The 17972-nt window shown below is 70.0% G+C and carries 17 protein-coding genes; 5 read left to right on the top strand and 12 right to left on the bottom strand.

Features of this window, described 5'->3' with window-relative positions; all coding sequences use genetic code 11:
- The first annotated feature begins 18 nt into the window (after positions 1–18).
- The 5 genes from AC3WLF_RS21570 to AC3WLF_RS21550 all read left to right on the top strand — a co-directional run bounded on the left by AC3WLF_RS21570 (position 19) and on the right by AC3WLF_RS21550 (position 5954).
- Entirely contained in the window at positions 19–960 is a 942-nt protein-coding gene (locus AC3WLF_RS21570) for an ABC transporter permease (RefSeq protein WP_492358820.1), read from the top strand.
- Between the two features lie 7 nt (positions 961–967).
- Positions 968–1897 (top strand): ABC transporter permease, encoded by a 930-nt coding sequence (locus AC3WLF_RS21565; protein WP_492351143.1) that lies wholly within the window; start codon positions 968–970, stop codon positions 1895–1897.
- The gene (locus AC3WLF_RS21560; RefSeq protein WP_492351144.1) at positions 1897–3546 is read left to right on the top strand and encodes a dipeptide ABC transporter ATP-binding protein; all 1650 of its coding nucleotides are present in this window, start codon (positions 1897–1899) and stop codon (positions 3544–3546) included. Before AC3WLF_RS21565 ends, AC3WLF_RS21560 begins: the two co-directional genes overlap by 1 nt.
- Positions 3547–3596: 50 nt before the next feature.
- Positions 3597–4982, top strand: coding sequence for an amidase (locus tag AC3WLF_RS21555; RefSeq protein WP_492358819.1), 1386 nt, complete (start codon positions 3597–3599; stop codon positions 4980–4982).
- A 72-nt stretch (positions 4983–5054) separates the two neighbouring features.
- Complete coding sequence (locus tag AC3WLF_RS21550; RefSeq protein ID WP_492351146.1) at positions 5055–5954, top strand: LysR family transcriptional regulator; 900 nt, start codon at positions 5055–5057, stop codon at positions 5952–5954.
- Positions 5955–5966: 12 nt separating this feature from the next.
- Here AC3WLF_RS21550 and AC3WLF_RS21545 read toward each other — a convergent pair whose 3' ends face one another.
- The 12 genes from AC3WLF_RS21545 to gsiC all read right to left on the bottom strand — a co-directional run bounded on the left by AC3WLF_RS21545 (position 5967) and on the right by gsiC (position 17695).
- Positions 5967–6929 carry a phosphatidate cytidylyltransferase gene (locus AC3WLF_RS21545; protein ID WP_010814200.1) on the bottom strand — a complete coding sequence of 321 codons (963 nt, stop codon included), beginning with the start codon at positions 6927–6929 and terminating at the stop codon, positions 5967–5969.
- Positions 6926–7552 (bottom strand): lysophospholipid acyltransferase family protein, encoded by a 627-nt coding sequence (locus AC3WLF_RS21540; RefSeq protein WP_316149908.1) that lies wholly within the window; start codon positions 7550–7552, stop codon positions 6926–6928. Before AC3WLF_RS21540 ends, AC3WLF_RS21545 begins: the two co-directional genes overlap by 4 nt.
- Positions 7553–7558: 6 nt before the next feature.
- Complete coding sequence (locus tag AC3WLF_RS21535) at positions 7559–7993, bottom strand: hypothetical protein (protein WP_492317862.1); 435 nt, start codon at positions 7991–7993, stop codon at positions 7559–7561.
- Positions 7980–9365 carry a phosphatase PAP2/dual specificity phosphatase family protein gene (locus AC3WLF_RS21530; RefSeq protein WP_492356492.1) on the bottom strand — a complete coding sequence of 462 codons (1386 nt, stop codon included), beginning with the start codon at positions 9363–9365 and terminating at the stop codon, positions 7980–7982. Before AC3WLF_RS21530 ends, AC3WLF_RS21535 begins: the two co-directional genes overlap by 14 nt.
- Complete coding sequence (locus AC3WLF_RS21525) at positions 9362–11131, bottom strand: bifunctional alpha/beta hydrolase/class I SAM-dependent methyltransferase (RefSeq protein WP_492356491.1); 1770 nt, start codon at positions 11129–11131, stop codon at positions 9362–9364. Before AC3WLF_RS21525 ends, AC3WLF_RS21530 begins: the two co-directional genes overlap by 4 nt.
- Before the next feature lie 4 nt (positions 11132–11135).
- Positions 11136–11762: a CDP-alcohol phosphatidyltransferase family protein gene (locus AC3WLF_RS21520; RefSeq protein WP_492351149.1), complete on the bottom strand. Its 627-nt coding sequence runs from the start codon at positions 11760–11762 to the stop codon at positions 11136–11138.
- Between the two features lie 233 nt (positions 11763–11995).
- The gene (locus tag AC3WLF_RS21515) at positions 11996–13066 is read right to left on the bottom strand and encodes a M14 family metallopeptidase (protein WP_492317866.1); all 1071 of its coding nucleotides are present in this window, start codon (positions 13064–13066) and stop codon (positions 11996–11998) included.
- Positions 13067–13129: 63 nt separating this feature from the next.
- Positions 13130–13891 carry a hypothetical protein gene (locus tag AC3WLF_RS21510; protein WP_492356490.1) on the bottom strand — a complete coding sequence of 254 codons (762 nt, stop codon included), beginning with the start codon at positions 13889–13891 and terminating at the stop codon, positions 13130–13132.
- Between the two features lie 79 nt (positions 13892–13970).
- Entirely contained in the window at positions 13971–14789 is an 819-nt protein-coding gene (locus AC3WLF_RS21505; RefSeq protein WP_492317868.1) for a M55 family metallopeptidase, read from the bottom strand.
- A complete protein-coding gene (locus AC3WLF_RS21500; protein WP_492356488.1) occupies positions 14789–15835 on the bottom strand; it encodes a DmpA family aminopeptidase in 1047 nt (348 codons plus the stop codon). The genes AC3WLF_RS21505 and AC3WLF_RS21500 overlap by 1 nt, the downstream gene beginning before the upstream one ends.
- A 17-nt stretch (positions 15836–15852) precedes the next feature.
- Entirely contained in the window at positions 15853–16767 is a 915-nt protein-coding gene (gene gsiD, locus AC3WLF_RS21495) for a glutathione ABC transporter permease GsiD (RefSeq protein ID WP_010814210.1), read from the bottom strand.
- Between the two features lie 7 nt (positions 16768–16774).
- On the bottom strand, positions 16775–17695 hold the full coding sequence (gene gsiC, locus AC3WLF_RS21490; RefSeq protein WP_010814211.1) for a glutathione ABC transporter permease GsiC: 921 nt from the start codon (positions 17693–17695) through the stop codon (positions 16775–16777).
- Between the last annotated feature and the right edge of the window lie 277 nt (positions 17696–17972).

Below are 17972 nucleotides of genomic sequence, written 5' to 3'. Positions count from 1 at the left end.
CCCCAACGAGGTAGTGCCATGATGAATTTCCTGCTCCGCCGCAGCCTGGCCACCGTGCCAGTGCTGGCGGTGGTGGCTGTCATCGTCTTCACGCTGCTGCGGCTCACGCCCGGCGACCCGGCCGCGGCCATTGCCGGCGACGCCGCCAGCGTGGAAGACATCGCCCGCATCCGCACCCAGCTCGGGCTGGATCAAGCGCTGCCGCGCCAGTTCATCGGCTGGCTCGGCCACGTGCTGGGCGGCGACCTGGGCTATTCCTTCTTCTACAAGATGCCCGTGACCACGCTGATCGCGCAGCGGCTGGAACCCACGCTCTCGGTGGCGGCGCTGACCATCGTGCTGACCGTGCTGACGGCGGTGCCGCTGGGCACGCTGGCGGCCTACCGGCGCGGCCGCTGGCTCGACCGCCTGGTGATGCGCGGCTCCGTGCTGGGCTTCTCGGTGCCGATCTTCGTGGCCGGCTACCTGATGATCTGGGTGTTCTCGCTGCACCTGGGCTGGCTGCCGTCGCAGGGCTACAGCCGCCTGGCCGACGGCATCTGGCCATGGCTGCGCAACCTGGCCCTGCCCTGCGTCACGCTGTCGGTGATGTCGTGCGCGCTGGTGGCGCGCACCACCCGCGCCGCCGTGTCCGAAGCGCTGACCGAGGACTTCGTGCAGACCGCGCGCGCCAAGGGCATTCCAGAGTGGCGCATGCTGACGCGCCATGCGCTGGCCAATGCCGCGGTGCCGATCGCCACCGTGATCGGGCTGAGCCTGGCCGGCCTGATCGGCGGCGTGGTCGTGACCGAGAGCATCTACGCCATTCCCGGTGTCGGCCAGCTCACGGTGGATGCCGTGCTCTCGCGCGACTACCCGCTGATCCAGGGCATCACGCTGTTCTTCTCGGTCTCGTACGTGGTCATCAACCTGCTGGTGGACGCGAGCTATCTGCTGCTCGATCCCCGCATTCGCTACTGAGAGCCCCATGACCTCACTCACCACTGCCATCGAATCCGCCCCGCCCGGCACCGGCGCCCGTCCCTCTCGGCTGCGCCCGGTGCTGGCCAACGGTGCCGTGCGCGCCGGCGGCGCCATCCTCGGCCTGATGCTGTTCCTTGCCGTGGCCGCGCCCTGGCTCTACACCATCGATCCCAACACCATGGACCCCGCCAGCGGCCAGTTGCCCCCCTTCACGCGCGCCGAGATCGTAACCCTGGCCGGCGATGCCTTCGAACGCCTGTTCCCGCTGGGCACCGACAGCCTGGGCCGCGACATCTGGAGCCGCACGCTGTACGGCGCGCGGGTCTCGCTGGCGGTCGGGGTGTCGGTGGCGCTGGCCTCGGTGCTGCTGGGGCTGGTGGTCGGGCTGGTATCGGGCTATGTGCGCTGGCTGGACGGCTTCATCATGCGCGTGATGGACGGCATGATGGCCATTCCCGGCATTCTCTTCGCCATCGTGCTGGTGGCCGCCTGGCGGCCCAGCCTGCTGACGGTGATCGTGGCCATGACCGTGCCCGACACGCCGCGCGTGGCGCGCCTGGTCAGGTCGGTGGTGCTGTCGGTGCGTGAAGAGCCTTATGTCGAGGCCGCCATTGCGCTCGATACGCCGACCTGGAAACTGATGCTGCGCCACATCCTGCCGAACACCATCGCGCCGCTGCTGGTGCAGGGCACCTTTATCTGCGCCGGCGCGATGCTGGTGGAAGCGGTGATGTCCTTCCTCGGCATCGGCCTGCCCACCGACATCCCCACCTGGGGAAACATCATGGCCGAGGGGCGCGCCCACTTCACCTCGCATCCGCACAGCGTACTGCTGCCCGGCGCCTTCCTGGCGGTAACGGTGCTGGCCGTCAACATGCTCGGCGACGGCCTGCGCGACACTCTCGACCCCAGGTTCAGCAAGCGGAGCGCCTGATGATGCCAATGAACACGACCGCGGCCGCGGACTCGGCCACGCCCTGCCTGCGCGTGCGCGACCTGCGCATCGACCTGCCGCCCGGCGCCGACCGGCCGCATGCGGTCCAGGGGGTGTCCTTCGACGTCATGCCCGGCGAAGTGGTCTGCCTGTTGGGCGAATCGGGCTCAGGCAAGTCCGTGGTCGCGCGCGCGGTGATGGGCTTGCTGCCCGAAGGCCTGAAGGTCTCGGGTGGCGGCATCGCCCTGTCCGGCGAAGACCTGCTGGCAGCCTCCCCAGCACGCCGGCGCGAACTGCGCGGCACCGGCGTGGCCATGGTGTTCCAGGAACCCATGACCGCGCTGAACCCGGTCATGCGCTGCGGCCGGCAGGTCGAGGAAATGCTGGCGCAGCACACCAGCCTGGGCGCCGCGCAGCGGCGCGAGCGCGTGCTGTCGATCTTTGCGCGCGTGCGGCTGCCGGATCCCGAGCGGATCTACGACGCCTACCCGCACCAGCTGTCCGGCGGGCAGCGCCAGCGCATCGTCATCGCCATGGCGCTGATCCTGCGCCCGGCCCTGCTGGTGTGCGATGAGCCCACCACCGCGCTGGACGTGACCACGCAGGCCGAGATCCTGGCACTGGTGCGCGAACTGCAGCACGAGAACCAGACCGCGGTGCTGTTCATCACGCACGACTTCGGCGTGGTCGCCGACATTGCCGACCGGGTGGTGGTGCTGGAGCTTGGCCGCCAGGTGGAAAGCGGGCCGAAAGACCGGGTCTTGCGCCAGCCCGATGCGGACTACACCCGCATGCTGCTCAATGCCGTGCCGGGACTGGAGCCCGCGCAGCGTCCGTCGGTGGCGCGGCGGCCGTTGCTGCTCGACGCCAGCGGCATCGGCAAGACCTATGTCTCAGGAGCCTGGCCGGGCCGGCGCCGCGTGGTCGAGGCGGCCACCGATGTGTCATTGCAGGTACGGGCGGGCGAGACCGTCGGCATCGTGGGCGAGTCCGGCTCGGGCAAGTCCACGGTGGCGCGCTGCATCGCGCGGCTGATCGAACCGTCCGCGGGCAATATCCAGGTGCTGCCCGAAGCGGCGCAGCAACTGCCGCGCCGCGCGCAGCTGTCCGCGTTCCGGCGCATGGTGCAGGTGGTGTTCCAGGACCCCAACCGCTCGCTCAATCCGCGCCGCACGGTGGGCCAGTCCATCGTCGAAGGCGCGGTCAATTTCGGCGCGACGCCTGCGCAGGCGTGGCAACGCGCCGAGTCGCTGATGGAACTGGTGCGGCTGCGGCCCGACGCGCTGCACCGCTACCCCAGCGAGTTCTCCGGCGGCCAGCGCCAGCGCATCTGCATCGCCCGCGCGCTGGCGTGCGAGCCGCGCGTGCTGATCGCCGATGAAGCGGTGTCGGCACTGGACGTCTCGGTGCAGGCGCAGATCCTGAAGCTGCTGGCCGATATCCAGCAGCGGCTTGCCATCGGCATCCTCTTCATCACCCACGACCTGCGCGTGGCCAGCCAGGTGTGCGACCGCCTGATCGTCATGCACAAGGGCCGCGTGGTCGAGCAAGGCGCCACGCGCGACGTCGTGCTGTCGCCGCGCCAGGACTACACCCGCGCGCTGCTGGCCGCCGCGCCGGGACGCCATTACCCGTTCGGTGTGCAGTAACGCCGGCCATGCAGATTCCCAAGCGCCAGCCAACCCTCTTGGACAAAACCATGAAAACTCCGCTCTACGCACTCAGCGCCGCCGACCTGCTCAGCAACTACCGCCAGCGCGAACTCTCCCCGGTCGAAGTCATGCAGTCGGTGCTGGACCGCATCGAACACTGGGAGCCCGGCATCCGTGCGATGTACGTGGTGCATGCCGAGCAAGCGCTGGCCGCCGCGCGCAGCGCCGAGGCGCGCTGGCTGGCAGGCACCCCGAACGGCCCGCTCGACGGCGTGCCGGTGACGCTGAAGGAGAACATCGCCACGCGCGGCACGCCGGTGCCGCTCGGTAGCGCCGCCACCGTGCTGGCGCCGGCGCCGGCCGATGCGCCGGCCGCGGCGCGCCTGCTCGAGGCCGGCGCGATCGTGGTCGGCAAGACCACCATGCCGGATTTCGGCTTCCTGGGCGCGGCGCCGTCCAGCTTCCATCCGCTCACGCGCAACCCGTGGAAGCTGGACCGCAACACCGGCGGCTCCAGTTCCGGCGCCGGCGCCGCGGCCGCGGCGGGCTACGGCCCGATCCACCTGGGCACGGATATCGGCGGCTCGGTGCGTATTCCCGCCAGCTTCTGCGGCGTATTCGGCCTGAAGCCCAGCCATGGCCGCGTGCCGGTCCACCCGCCAGCCGCCGCGCGCGTGGTCGGCCCGCTGACGCGCACCGTGGCCGACGCCGCGCTGGCGATGCAGGCCATCTCGCGCCCCGATGCCCGCGACTACATGAGCCTGCCGCCGCAGGACATCGCCTGGCACCAGCTTGAGCGCGATATCCGCGGGCTGCGCATCGGCCTGTGGCTGGACCCGACCGGCGACTGGCAGGTCGATGCCGAAGTCCGCACGGCGGTGCTGGCGGCAGCGCGCCTGTTCGAGCAAGGCGGTGCCGTGGTCGAACCCGTGCGCGACTGGACCACCATGGACATGCGCATCGGCATGGCGCACTTCTTCACCATGCGCTGCCGGGTCGACCTGGCCGGGATGCCGCCGGAGCGCGCCAGCCTGGCGGCAGGCTACATCCGCAAGGCCGCCGAGTTTGCCGGCAAGCTCACGCCGGAGCAGACCTTCCAGGCCTTCACGCGCATGCAGCAGCTGCGCGAGGCCACCGTGGCCGCGACCCAGCCCTATGACTTCGTGATCTCGCCGGTGTCACCGGTGCTGCCCTTCGCCGCCGATGCCATCAACAGCGGCGGCGACTTGCCGCTCAAGGACTCTCACTTCACAGCGGTGTTCAACCACTCCGAACAGCCCGCGGCATCGGTCCCCTGCGGCATGTCGCGCGACGGCCTGCCCATCGGGCTGCAGATCTCCGGCCGGCGCTTTGACGACCTGGGCGTGCTGCAGCTGGCGCACTGGTTCGAGCGCGCCTCGGAACCCCAGCGGCAATGGCCTGAGCCGCAGTAAGCCCTGCGTGACCGGCGCGGGGGAGGTGCGGCGCTACAATGGCCCGCACCGACCCCAGCGCCATCACGCCCCATGCGATTCGAGGATCTTGAAGCCTTCCTGGTTGTCATCGAGCAAGGCAACCTGCACCGCGCCGCCGACACCCTCGGCATGACCCAGTCCGGCCTGTCCAAGACGCTGGCGCGGCTGGAGGGCGAAGCCGGCATGCCCTTGTTCGAGCGCACCCCGCGCGGGCTGGTGCCGACCAGCGTGGGCCGCACCCTGGCCGCCCATGCGCGCAGGATCGCGCTGGCCGCGGGCGACATGCGCAACGAACTGACCGAGCAGCGCGCGGCGCGCGCGGGCACGGTGCGCCTGGGCGCCATCCCCTACCTGCTGCCGTCGCTGCTGTCGCCGCTGCTGGCCCGCTTCTTCCTGAGCCGGCCGCTGGCCACGTTCTCGATCGAGACCCACCTGAGCGCGCGCCTGATGGCGATGCTGCAGAATGGCGAGGCCGACCTGATCCTGGGCGCGCGCCCGACCAGCCTGCCGCCGGACATTGCCTGGCTGCCGCTCGGTCCGCTGACCATGCAGATCGTGTCCCGCACCGGCCATCCGCGCCGCGAGGGCTTCCGCACGCTGGCCGACCTGAGCGGCGAGCGCTGGGTAGTGCCGGCCAGTTCGCTCTACCTGCGCCAGTGGCTGGAGGAACGGTTTACCTCGGTCGGGCTGCCGCCGCCGCGCGTGGCGGTGGAAAGCACGGCGTCGCCGGTGGCCTTCGGCGAGCTGCTGCGGCACTCGGACCTGCTCGGCATCATGCCGCCGCGCATGCTGCACCAGGCCGAGGGCCAGGGGCTGGCCGCGATCGAGGCGCCGGGCATGTCGTGGCAGCATGAGCTGGCCGTGCTGTGGCGCGCCGATGGCTACCTGTCGCCGATCTGCCAGGACTTCCGCGATGCGGTGGTGGCGTGGTGCGAAGAGATGGAGCTGTGAGGGCCGGGGTGCTCAGGGCACCCACCAGTAGCGGGTGATATGGAAGAACACCGGCGCGGCGAACACCACTGAGTCCAGCCGGTCCAGCATGCCGCCGTGGCCCTGGATCATATGGCCCCAGTCCTTGATGCCGCGGTCGCGCTTGATCGCCGACATCACCAGCCCGCCCAGGAAGCCCATCAGCGCAATCACCAGCGCAATCGCGCCGGCCTGCCACGGCGAGAACGGCGTGATCCACCACAGCGCCGCGCCCAGCGCGGTGGCACTGGCCACGCCGCCGACAAAGCCCTCGACGGTCTTGGACGGCGACAGCAGCGGCGCGATCTTGCGCTTGCCGCACAGCTTGCCCCACACATACTGCAGCACGTCGCTGCCCTGCACCACGATCACCAGGAAGGCGATCAGCAGCAGGTTGCGGCCTTCGAAGCCCGGGATCGGCAGCGTCAGCAGCGCCGGCACGTGCGAGATGCAGAACACGCACACCATCACCGCCCACTGCACTCCGGCGCAGCGCTCCAGGAAGCGCGTGGTCTCGGACGACAGCGCCGCCAGGATCGGCAGGATCAGGAAGGCATAGACCGGGATCAGGATCGAGAACATGCCGTACCAGCCGATATAGACCAGCACGTACTGCAGCGGCAGGAACACGAAAAAGGCGGCGACGATGGCGTGATGGTCACCGCGCCGCGTGGTGATGATGGTGACGAACTCGCGCAGCGCGAAGAACGAGAGCAGGTAGAACAGCACGATCACCGCGGTGCGGCCCAGTGCAAAGGCCACGCCCATGATGCCGATCATCCACCACCAGGCCCAGACACGCTGCGCCAGGTTGTCGATCACCGCGTGCTGGCCGCCGCCCGCCACCCGCCAGCGCAGCAGCGCGGTCACGGTGGAGGCCAGCAGCAGCACGCCGAACAGGCCACCGAACAGCAGCCAGGTCTCGGGACTCCAGTGCAAAGTGGGCATGGCGGTCATTCCAGCTCCGGGGCAAGCGCGAGCAGGCCGTCGCGGCACCGCGCAAGGAAGGCTTCCTTGCTGTCCTCGGCGGCCAGCAGCACCGGCTGGCCAAAGGTGACGGTGCACAGCAGCGGCACCGGCACGACTTCGCCCTTGGGCATCACGCGGTTGAGGTTGTCGATCCACACCGGCACGAACTCCACCCCGGGGCAGGCCCGCGCCAGGTGGTAGATGCCGCTCTTGAACGGCAGCAGGCGCGCGTCGGTGGTATTGCGCGTGCCTTCGGGAAACAGGATCAGCGAGTCGCCGGATGCCAGCGCGCCGTGCATCAGCGCCACCGGGTCGCTGCCCGGTTCGCTGCGGGTGCGGTCGATCAGCAGCGCGTGGAATACGTCGCGGCCGATAAAGCGCCGCAGCGGCGAGCGCTCCCAGTAGTCGGCACCGGCCACCGGGCGCGTGACGGTGCGCAGGTCGGGCGGCAGGCAGCCCCAGATCAGCACGAAATCGCCGTGGCTGCTGTGGTTGGCAAAGTAGACGCGCTGCACCGCGGCGGGGATGCAGCCCTGCCAGTTGGCGCGCATGCCGGTCAGCAGCCGGGCGAAGACGATGATGGCGCGCGCGGTCGCGCGGGCAAGCCACATGGTTGGTTACCTCAGGATCACGGTCAGCAAGGCCAGCGCCAGCTGGCACACAGTCAGCGCGGCGCTGGCGCGCACCAGCCGCAGCGCGCCGCGGGCGCGGTCCGGCAGCGGACGGCCGGCGCGTTGCGCCGGCATCCAGCCCAGTTCGAGCAGCGCGGCGTCCAATCCGGCCAGGTCGGGCTGGTCCTGCCGCCCGGCCGCGAGCGCATCGAACAAGCGGCGGTCGATGGCAACGCGCAGCAGCAGCCAGAGCTGGGGCAGCGCCAGCAGCAGCGAAGCGGCCGCCAGCACGCGCGGGACCGGCGTGGCCACCCCCAGCCATGCCGTGGCCACGCCGAAAGCCAGCCCGGCCGCGCCGATCCACACGGCGCCCGACAGCGCGCCGGTGACGGCGTGTGCGATCCAGGCATCAGTGCCTTGCGTGAACTCAGCGTCCATCATCGGGCTCCGGCATGGCGGGACGGTCCAGCCAGCGTTGCAGCGCCTGCGCATGTTCGCGCCCGAGCACCACCGCCGGGCGATGCTCGCGCAGCAACTCCAGCGCAGCGCCGGCGTCGCGCAGTCCCTGCCGGCGCGCCAGCCATGCGGCGGCAACCAGCGCGCTGCGCGAATAGCCGAGCGCGCAGCTGACCAGCACGCGGCGGCCCTGCCGCTGCCAGGCGTCGAGTTGAGCCACGGCCTGGTCCAACTGTTCCGGCGTCGGCACGGTCAGGTCCAGCACCGGCACGCAACGATACGCAAGCGCCGGGTCGGTGGCTGCGCGCGGCAGTTCGGCGGTCAGGTCGAGGACTGCGTCCGCCCCGATCGCGCGCAGTCCGGCGCGGGTCGGGAAGCGGCCAACCCAGATGCCGTCCGCGATGGCACTGGGCTGCGGCGCGCGCCGCGTCCACCAGCGCGAATTGAGGAAGGCGCCCAGCAGGTACGGCGCCAGCACCCAGCGCGCGGCCGGGGCCATCATCCCATCGCCGTCCTTCTGGAACCACGCCGGCGCGGCCAGCGCGTAGATCCGGGCGACGCAGGCCAGCGCCAGCGCGGCCCACAGCAGCAGCAACGCCAGCGTCACCGACGCACCCACCGCCAGCACCGCGCACAGCAACCCCACCAGCGCGCCCACGGTGTAGCGGCGCGACAGCTGGCGCGTGCGCGCGTCCGGCGCACCGGCAGCGGGCCGTTGCATCGGGAACAGGTAAACGCACAGCCAGCCCACCAGCGCGCCGGTGGGCACATCGATCAGGTGGTGCTGCCAGGTGGTCAGCACCGAGACCCCGATCAGCGCAAACCAGCCGTGCAGCAGCCAGCGCCAGCCGCCGCGCAGGTGCGCCGCAAAGGCGACCCACAGGATCACCAGCAGGCTGATATGCAGCGACGGCGCCTGGTTGAACGGCAGGTCGAAACCGCCCAGCAGCGTGAACAGCTGGCCCGGCAGGCCGTCGGCTTCGGGCCGGGCAAAGCTGAAGCGCAGCGGGAAGGCGATAAAGCACGCCACCGACACCAGCTGCGCCAGCACCAACCGCCTGACGTGCGTGAGCAGCGCCGCGCGCGTGCGCCACAGGAAGAAGGAGATGCCGTACAGCAGGTCGATCGACCAGTACGGCACGATGGTCCACGGCAGGAACGGGATCCCCTGCTCCCATTCGAAATAGATCGCCGGCACGTTGGCGCGCTGGCTCGCCAGCCAGTTGGCAAAGCCGTAGCTGGAGAAAAAGAACGCGCCGGCCAGCGCCAGCAGCAGGCAGGCCAGCCCCCAGGGCCGGTTGCCTGCAGGCAGCTGCGAATGCGCCCCGGCGTCAACCTCCGTCGGCACCGTGCTCATGCGCCGTGCCTGCGCGCCAGGCTGACGGTGAAGATGCCCCACGGGTCGATGCGCTGGGTCACCTTGTCAAAGCCAGCGGCCCGCACCAGTTCGTCCATCTCGGCCTGCGAGCGGCGGCGCATCACCCAGGCGGCGCCGGCGCGGTGGCTGGTGAGCGCGCGCGCGATGAATTCCAGCTGCGGATGCCAGGGCTGGCCGGTGTAGACCAGGTAGCCGCCGGGCGGCACCGCGCGCGCCAGGCCCTCGAGCGAGCGCCGCACCATTGCGTTGTCGGGGAACAGTTCGTACAGGCCGGAAACCACCGCCAGTGTCGGCGCCGGTGCCAGCGCCGCCAGGCTGTCGCCGTCGAAGGCATCGCCCTGCTCGAAGCGGGCCACGTCCGCGAGATCCTTGGCGGCGATCAGGGCGCGGCCCTGCTCGACGTTCAGCGGGCTGTAGTCGCGCAACAGGATCGACTCGACCGCCGCGGCGCCGCCATCCAGCGCGCCCAGCGCCTCAAGCACATAGCGCCCGTGCCCGGCGGCGATATCGACGATCCGCACCGGCATGCCGGCCGCGCGCAGCCGCCGCACGGCCTCGGCGATCAGGGCCTCGGCGTGGACCTTGCGCTGGCGGATGCCGCGCCAGCCGATCGCGTCCAGGTACTGCTGATCGGCCAGCCGGCCCAGCTTGCCGCGGCCCGAGGGGGCGTTGCGGTAAACATAGTCGAGCGTCGAGCCCGAGTCGAAGCCGGTCTCATGGCCCAGCCGCACCCCGTCCGACAGTATTCCGCCCAGCTTCAGGTTGGCCCGCGCCGCGCGCCAGTACCAGGCGGCCAGCCCGACAGGCGCCGACGCCAGGCGGTCGGATTCCTCGCGGAACGGGCCGATCTGGTCGGCATCGAGCAGCGAGCGCGGCGCCGACGGCGTGTCGAATTCGCGCAGGATAAAACGGCGCGCGGCATCGACCGCCAGCTTGCGGTCGCGCTCACCGAGCGTGTCGTGATAGAAGCCGTCCAGCACGATGCGCTCCTTGGTGCGCGAACCCAGGCGCTCATAGAAGCGGTCCTGCGGCCCGCGATGCACGACCCAGTCGGCGCCGGAGATCAGCAGCTGCGTCGGCACCGTGATCGCCGCGGCATCGGCGACGATGCGCTCCGCCGTGTCGTACAGGTCCAGCAGGATATTGACCGCGATCGGGCGCGTGATCAGCGGATCGCTGTCGTAGCTGGCGATGCGCTCGGGATCGTGCGTGAGGAACTTGGCCTTGACGTAGCTGTTGACGAAGAACTTGCCGCGCAGGCGCTGCATCAGCTTCAGCCCCGGCCGCGCAAAGGGCACGTAGAGCTTGACCTTGAACGCGGGCGAGGCCAGCACCAGCGCGCGGATCGGCGGCGCGTAGTCGTGCACCCAGGTGGCGGCCAGCACCGCGCCCACGCTCTGCGCGATCACCGCGGTGCGTTCCAGCGGGATGCCGTGGACCTCGGCGATATGGGTGGTGAAGGTCTGGATATCGCGCACCGAGTCCGCCAGGCTGGGGCTGTAGCCGCGCTCGCCGGGCGAACGGCCGTGGCCGCGCGCATCCCAGGCAAAGATCTCGTAGCCGGGCAGGTTCAGTTCGTCGGCCAGGTGGGCGACCCGGCCGGAATGCTCATGGCCGCGATGGAACAGCACCACGGCGCCGCGCGCCGGGCCCTCCACCGCCGGCCAGTGCCGATAGAACAGCGTCTGGCGGTCGTGGGTCTCGAATTGCCGCTCTTGCGGCTGGCGCGTCGACGGTCGGTCCATCTCGCTACTCCGCTGTGCGGGACTGGGCCTCGGCGACACCGCGGCGCACCCGGTTGGCAATCGTGAACAGCGACAGCAGCGACAGCACCAGCCACAGCCAGCTGGCGGCCGCGCCAAAGCCCAGGCCAACACCGGCCCACAGCGCGATCGCGCCGACCGCGAAGGCGCGGTCGCTCTTGCCCAGCGGGCCGTCGTAGCGCCGGCTGGCCCCGGCCAGCGGGCCGATCAACCCGGCGGCCTCGACGATCACCGCCAGTAGCGCGAAGGTGCCGACCTGGCCCAGGCTGAAGCCCGGCAGCGCGGCCAGCGGCAGGATCAGCGCCAGGTCCGAGGCAATGTCGCCAAGCTCGTTCAGGTAGGCACCCAGCACGCTCTGCTGGCCGTGCTCGCGCGCCAGCATGCCGTCGACGGCGTTGAGCGCCATGCGCAGGAACAACCATAGGGGAAACAGCAGGAACAGCGCCGGGGTCTCGGCCACCAGCATGCCCAGCGTGGCCAGCACCCCCACCGCGAGGGAGCCGGCCGCGGCGGCCAGCGTCACCTGGTTGGCAGTCACGCCGCGCTGCGCCAGGTCTTGCACCATGGGGCGCAACCGGGCCTGGAACCTGGGCTTCAGTTCATAGAGGGTCATCGCACCGGCCTCCCTGCCGAGCTGATGCCGGAAGCGACGCCGTGCGCCAGGCCGCGGCGACGCGCAGGGTCATGCGCCGGGCCTGCCCCGACCTCTTCCGTCTTGTTTCTGGTAGTTTTCTGACCGCGGCGCGGCTGCTGCTCGTGCCGGCCAAGGCATGGCGGCAGTGCCTGGCTCAGCACTCTACCGCCAACGTCGAGACATTACCAGAAGGCGCTTGCGGCCAGAACCGGCTAGGCCGAGGCAATGGTGTCCCGCACTGCGTCGGTCACCTGCGCCACCACGCCCTCGCGCCAGTCGTCGGTATCGCCATAGAAGGCACGCCACATCGCCTGGCGGACCAGCGCGCGCTGGTTTTCGTCGGCTTCCGGGTGCTGGTGCAGCCAGTGGTCGCCGCGCAGCGCGTCCAGCACCTCGCCCACCGGCAGCGTGCCGAACTCAAGCGCGATGCCGGCATAGTCCATGGTGGGCAGGGTCTGCAGCACCGCGTGCCAGGCCAGGCCGGTGAGGTTGGCCGAGGTCGACGAGCCATCGTAGATCGAGGTCACGCGCGCGCCCCAGATCGCGCGCGTGCGCGTGAGCGATTCCGGCGTGTCCGGGCCCATGTGGATGGGCTCGCCATAGCCCCAGGGGCCCAGCCCGGTATGGACGTCGATCCAGCGCAGCGCCTCGCGCCCGGCGCCGAAGCGCGCCAGGATGCGGCACAGCGTGTAGTTGCTCCAGGCAGCCTTGTCGCCGCCGTAGAACATGCCGCCCGGGTCCTGGTACTGGCCGCGGCTGACCGCGGCCTGGTACCACGGCATGCCGCGCTCGGCCACGGCCTTCATCAGTTGCGCCTGGTCGGTGTCGGACGGCGGCCATTGCGCCGGCACCAGCAGCGGCGCGATCTCGGCATAAGCCTCGTTGTACGGCAGCGGCTGGGTGAAGTCCATGAAATTGCGGTTCAGGTCGACGTTGTCCTCGTTGACCCGGCGCAGGTGGGAAAAACCGTAGGGATTGATCGCATGCACCAGCAGCAGGCTGGTGTCGGCGGCGGCGCAATCGGCAAGCAGCGCGGCGTCGTGCAGCATCGTCACCTGCGCGCCGGAGCCGGCAAAGCCTTCGGCGCCGTGCGTGCCCGAGGTCACCATCAGGCAGCGGCGGGCCTCGGCCGGGCCGGCCAGCGCCACGTCGATCGCGAGGTCCTCGCCGGCACTGCCGCGCTTGGTGGGGTGCGGGAACTGGGCCAGCGCGGCCCCGGCCGTGCGCGCGGCGTCAAGGAACTTCTGGCGGGCTTCGGCGTAGCTGCGAGAAAAATGGCTCATGGCGTGACCGGCGGATGCGATGCAGGCATTAGACGCCAAATCCGCAGGTCTTGCCACCCGCTGCTAGAACAGCGACCCGGACGCATACCCGGGCGCCGGCGCGGGCTCCGTCCCCGGCCCCCAGATACCAGGCGAAGTGAACGCCTGCGGATGCATCTCGATCCCGGCCGCGGCCAGCTGGCCGGCGGTCAGCACCAGGTGACGGGCCAGCCAGTCGTGCAGGCTGCGCAGGAAGCGGATGTTGTCGACGCTGTTGGACCCCGCGATCAGCCATTCCAGCTTGATATGCGCCGTATAGACGTCGAGCAGGTTGGTGGCGCGCAGCCGCGGCGGGGTGGACGGGCTGCGTTCGATCGCGAGGATGCGGCGCACCTGCGCCATGCCGATGTCGCCGGTGCGCTGGTACTGCTCGTAGACGCCCTCAAGCGCCGGGAAGCGCACTGTCGGCTGCACGCGCGGCACCGCGGCCACCTTCTCCATGCGCAGCACCAGGTAGCGGATCGCGGCGGCGCGCTCGGCGGCCTGTGCCTGGGCGGGATCGCGCCGGCGGGCCGGGGGCGCCGCCTCGGGCAAGGCCGTGCGCGGCACCACATCGCGCTCGGTGTAGTCCGGCACCTGCAGCAGCAGGCCCGGATGCGGCACCGCGGCACGCGCGCAGTCATCGCCAAAGGGATATTCATGCCCTGCGGCGTCGCGCAGGATATAAGCCTGCCCGGCCGGGAAACCATGGTGGCGGCGGCTCGCGCCCCGCGCATGGCAGCGCGTGGCGGGGTCGACGAAGTCCTTGCGCACGGGGATCCAGCCCCCGTCGTGTGCCTGGGTCATGCGTTGCGGCTCATGCCTGAATTGCTAGACCCGCCATTGTCGCCGATCTGCGCGCTCGCCCCGGCGAATCTGCCCTGCCCTACTTCAGCATGAACGACATCGCCGACAGGCAGTTCAGCATGCGCACCGCCGCCTGGACCGAATCGGCCTGGAAGGACAGCGTCACGCCGTCGCGGCGCTCCAGCGCCGGCCACTGGCAGAACAGGTCCGCGTGCGCGGGCGTCAGGGTCTGCAGGGTGCAAGTCACCGGCGCGGCGATGCGCAGGCATTGCGCCTGCGCGCGTTCGCGCACCGCGGTTGCAGCCGCTGCGGCAATGGCCTCGCGCGCCGCCGCCGGCGACAGCGAGGTGCCGCTGCCGAAGCCGTCCGCTGACTTGGTCTCGACATAGCGCACCCACGGCATCAGCGCATGGGTTTCCTGCACGAAGACATCGTCGCCGCTGGCCATCAGCACCGGCGCGCCGAACTCGCCGGCCAGCGCGGCGTACAGGCCCGCCTCGCCCAGTTCCTTGCCGTTGAGCCAGACCCGCGCGAAGGCGCCGCTGTTGATGGTGTGCGCCAGCACGCCGCGGCTCTGGGCGCGGCCGTGGTAGCCGATCATCAGCACGCCGTCGACTCCGGCCTCGACGCCGGCCATCATGCCAAGGTAGCGCGGCTTGCCCAGCACCACCCGCGCGCGCGGATCGAGCTGGTCCGGCAGCAGGTTGCGGAAGCCGCCGTGCGAATCGTTGACCAGTACTTCAGTCGCACCGCCGGCAAAGGCGCCTTCGACCGCGGCATTGGCTTCGCCGGTCATCCAGGCGCGGGCGCGTTCGTATTCGCCGTTGCCGGGGCGGGTCTGTTCGGCGTGGAAGACGCCAGCCACGCCTTCGATATCGGTGGAAACAAGGATCTTCATCAGGCGGTTTGGCCCAGTTCGGGCATCACGTCCAGCAGTGCGCGCCGGCCGTGGCCGTCGCGGCCCTGCACCGGTGCGGCATGCCACAGGGCATGCAGGATGGCTTGCTCGACGCTGTCGGCCGCGGCGCGGAACAGCGGGTCGAGATGGGTTTCATGCAGCATGGCGACGGCCGGCATCGGCCGGGCGGTGTCGTGCGGCACGGTATACGCGCTCGAGAACGCGACTGCGATATCGCCCGAGCCATGCCCGAACACCGAGCCGGTACGCGCCAGCCCGGCGCCGGCGCGCAGCGACAGCCGGCGCAACTGGCGCGCGTCCAGCGGGGCGTCGGTGGCGAGGATCATGATGATCGATCCCTTTTCCGGTTGCGCCGCTGTGTCGGGCTGCGCCAGGCGCTGGACCAGTTCCGGACCGACCAGGCGGCCGGCAACGGTCAACGATTCCGGCGTGCCGAAATTGGCCAGCACCAGCGCGCCCACGCGATAGCCACCGGCCAGGCGTGAAGCGGTGCCGATACCACCCTTGACGCCGAATGCCGACATGCCGCGCCCGGCGCCGACCGCGCCCTGCGCAACCTCCTGGCCGGCACCGGCCAGGGCCGCCTCATAGTGGCTGCCCTCCACCGCCATGCGCTGGATATCGTTCAGGTAGCCGTCATTGCACTCGAACACCAGCGCATTGACGGTCGGCAGCGCGCGGCCGATCTCCGGATTGGCCGCCACCGCCGCACGGATCTGCGCCTGCGCGACCGCGCCGACCGAAAAGGTATTGGTCAGCGCCAGCGGCGTTTCCAGCACGCCCAGTTCGTCCACCTGCACCAGCCCGATGCTCTTGCCAAAGCCGTTGAGCACGGTGGCCGCGGCGGGCACCTTGTCGCGGTACGGATCGCCGCCATGCGGACGGATCACGGTGACGCCGGTCTGCACGGCGCCATCCGCCAGCGTGCAATGGCCGACGGTCACGCCGGCCACGTCGGCAATGCTGTCCAGCGGACCTGCCGGCAGGCTGCCGACACGCGGCACGCCCGTTGTCGATGCGGTCATGTTCAGCGGCTCAGGGTTCAACGGCGGTCGATCTTGGGGTCGAGCGCGTCGCGCAGGCCGTCGCCCAGCAGGTTGAAGGCCAGCACCGTCAGGAAGATCGCCAGGCTCGGGAAGATCGCCACGTGCGGCGCCGTTACCATGTCGGCACGGGCTTCGTTGAGCATCGCGCCCCATTCCGGCGTGGGCGGCTGCGCGCCCAGTCCCAGGAACGACAGGCTGGCCGCGGTGATGATCGAGGTGCCGATACGCATCGAAAAATACACCACGATCGACGACACCGTACCCGGCAGGATATGCCGCATCAGGATGGTCCAGTCCGATGCGCCGATGCTGCGCGCCGCCTCGATATAGGTCAGACGCTTGAGCATCAGCGTATTGCCGCGCACCAGCCGCGCGAACGCCGGGATGCTGAAGATGGCCACGGCGAAGATCACGTTGGTCATGCCGTTGCCGAGGATGGCCACGATGCCGATCGCCAGCAGGATGCCCGGGAAGGCGAAGAGCACGTCGGAAATGCGCATCACGATGCGGTCCCACCAGCCTTCGTAGTAGCCCGCCAGCAGGCCCAGCACGGTGCCGATCAGCGCGCCGATGATCACCGACAGGAAACCCGCCGCCAGCGAGATGCGCGCGCCTGCCAGGATGCGGCTGAAGATATCGCGTCCGAGCGAATCGACGCCCATCCAGTGCGCGGCCGACGGGCCGGCGTTGAGCGCGTCGTAGTCGAAGTAGTTCTCCGGGTCGTACGGCACGATATGCGGCGCCACGATGGCAATCACCACCAGCACCAGCACGAAGGCGCCGGCGCCCAGCGCCAGGTGCTGCTTGCGGAATTTGCGCCAGAACTCGGTCCAGGGCGTGCGCACGGCCTCCGGCACGGGGGCGGTGGCGGGTGCCGCTTGCGCTGCGGCGGGCGTGGAAAGCTCAGTCATGCCGGCCTCACTTGTAGCGGATGGTTGGGTTGATCACGGTGTAGAGCATGTCCACCACCAGGTTGATCAGAATGAATTCGAGCGAGAACAGCAGCACCTCGGCCTGGATCACCGGGTAGTCGCGCATCTCGACGGCATCGACCAGCAGGCGCCCCAGGCCCGGCCAGTTGAACACCTTCTCGACCACGATCGAGCCGCCCAGCAGGAAGCCGAACTGCAGGCCCATCATGGTCACCACCGGGATCATGGCGTTGCGCAGGCCGTGCTTGGCCACCACCAGCGTCTCGCGCACACCCTTGGCACGCGCGGTGCGGATGAAATCTTCTTGCAGCACCTCGACGAACGAGGCCCGCGTAAAACGCGCCATCACCGCGGCCACCGCCGCACCCAGCGTGATCGACGGCAACACGTAGTGCTTCCAGCTGTCGGCTCCGATCGACGGCAGCCAGCCCAGCTGCACCGAGAACACTTCCATCAGCAGCATGCCCAGCGCAAAGGCCGGGAACGAAATGCCCGACACCGCCAGCGTCATGCCGAACCGGTCCGGCCAGCGGTTGCGCCACACGGCCGAGCCGATGCCGATCGCCATGCCGAACACCACCGCCCAGGCCATCGACGCCACCGTCAGCAGCAGCGTGGGCATGAAGCGGTCGCCGATCTCCTCGCTGACCGGGCGCTTGGTGCGCAGCGAATGGCCGAACTCGCCGCGGACCGCATTGGAGAAGAAGTTGACGAACTGCTCGTGCATGGGCCGGTCCAGCCCAAGGTCCTTGCGCACCAGTTCGACCGTGGCCGAATCGGCCTCCGGGCCCGCCGCCAGCCGCGCGGGATCACCCGGCAGCAGGTGGACGAACAGGAACACCAGCACTGCCACGATCAGCAGCGTGGGGATCACGCCCAGCACACGTTTGAGGAAGTAATTCAGCATGACACACCAGAAGGAAATGCAGCAGCAGAGGCCGCAGGCCGCCCGCCCTGCGACCCCGCGACGCGGGCAAGGCGGCCACCTCGGCTTACTGCTTTACTGCTTACTGCTCGTTGAGTGGAGAAGGCAAAGCGGCTGGCATTGGTCCTGCACGCGCCCGCCCTCACCCCCGCCCCTCTCCCGCTCGCGGTGTACAGACCGGAGACATGGGTAACAGGTGTTCGGAGACATAGGTGACACGTGACCTGCGCGCATCATGATGCGCGCAGGTCAAGTTCTC

This window comes from Cupriavidus sp. FW306-01-F10A (assembly GCF_058782785.1).
This window is presented reverse-complemented; position numbering and strand designations above follow the sequence as displayed.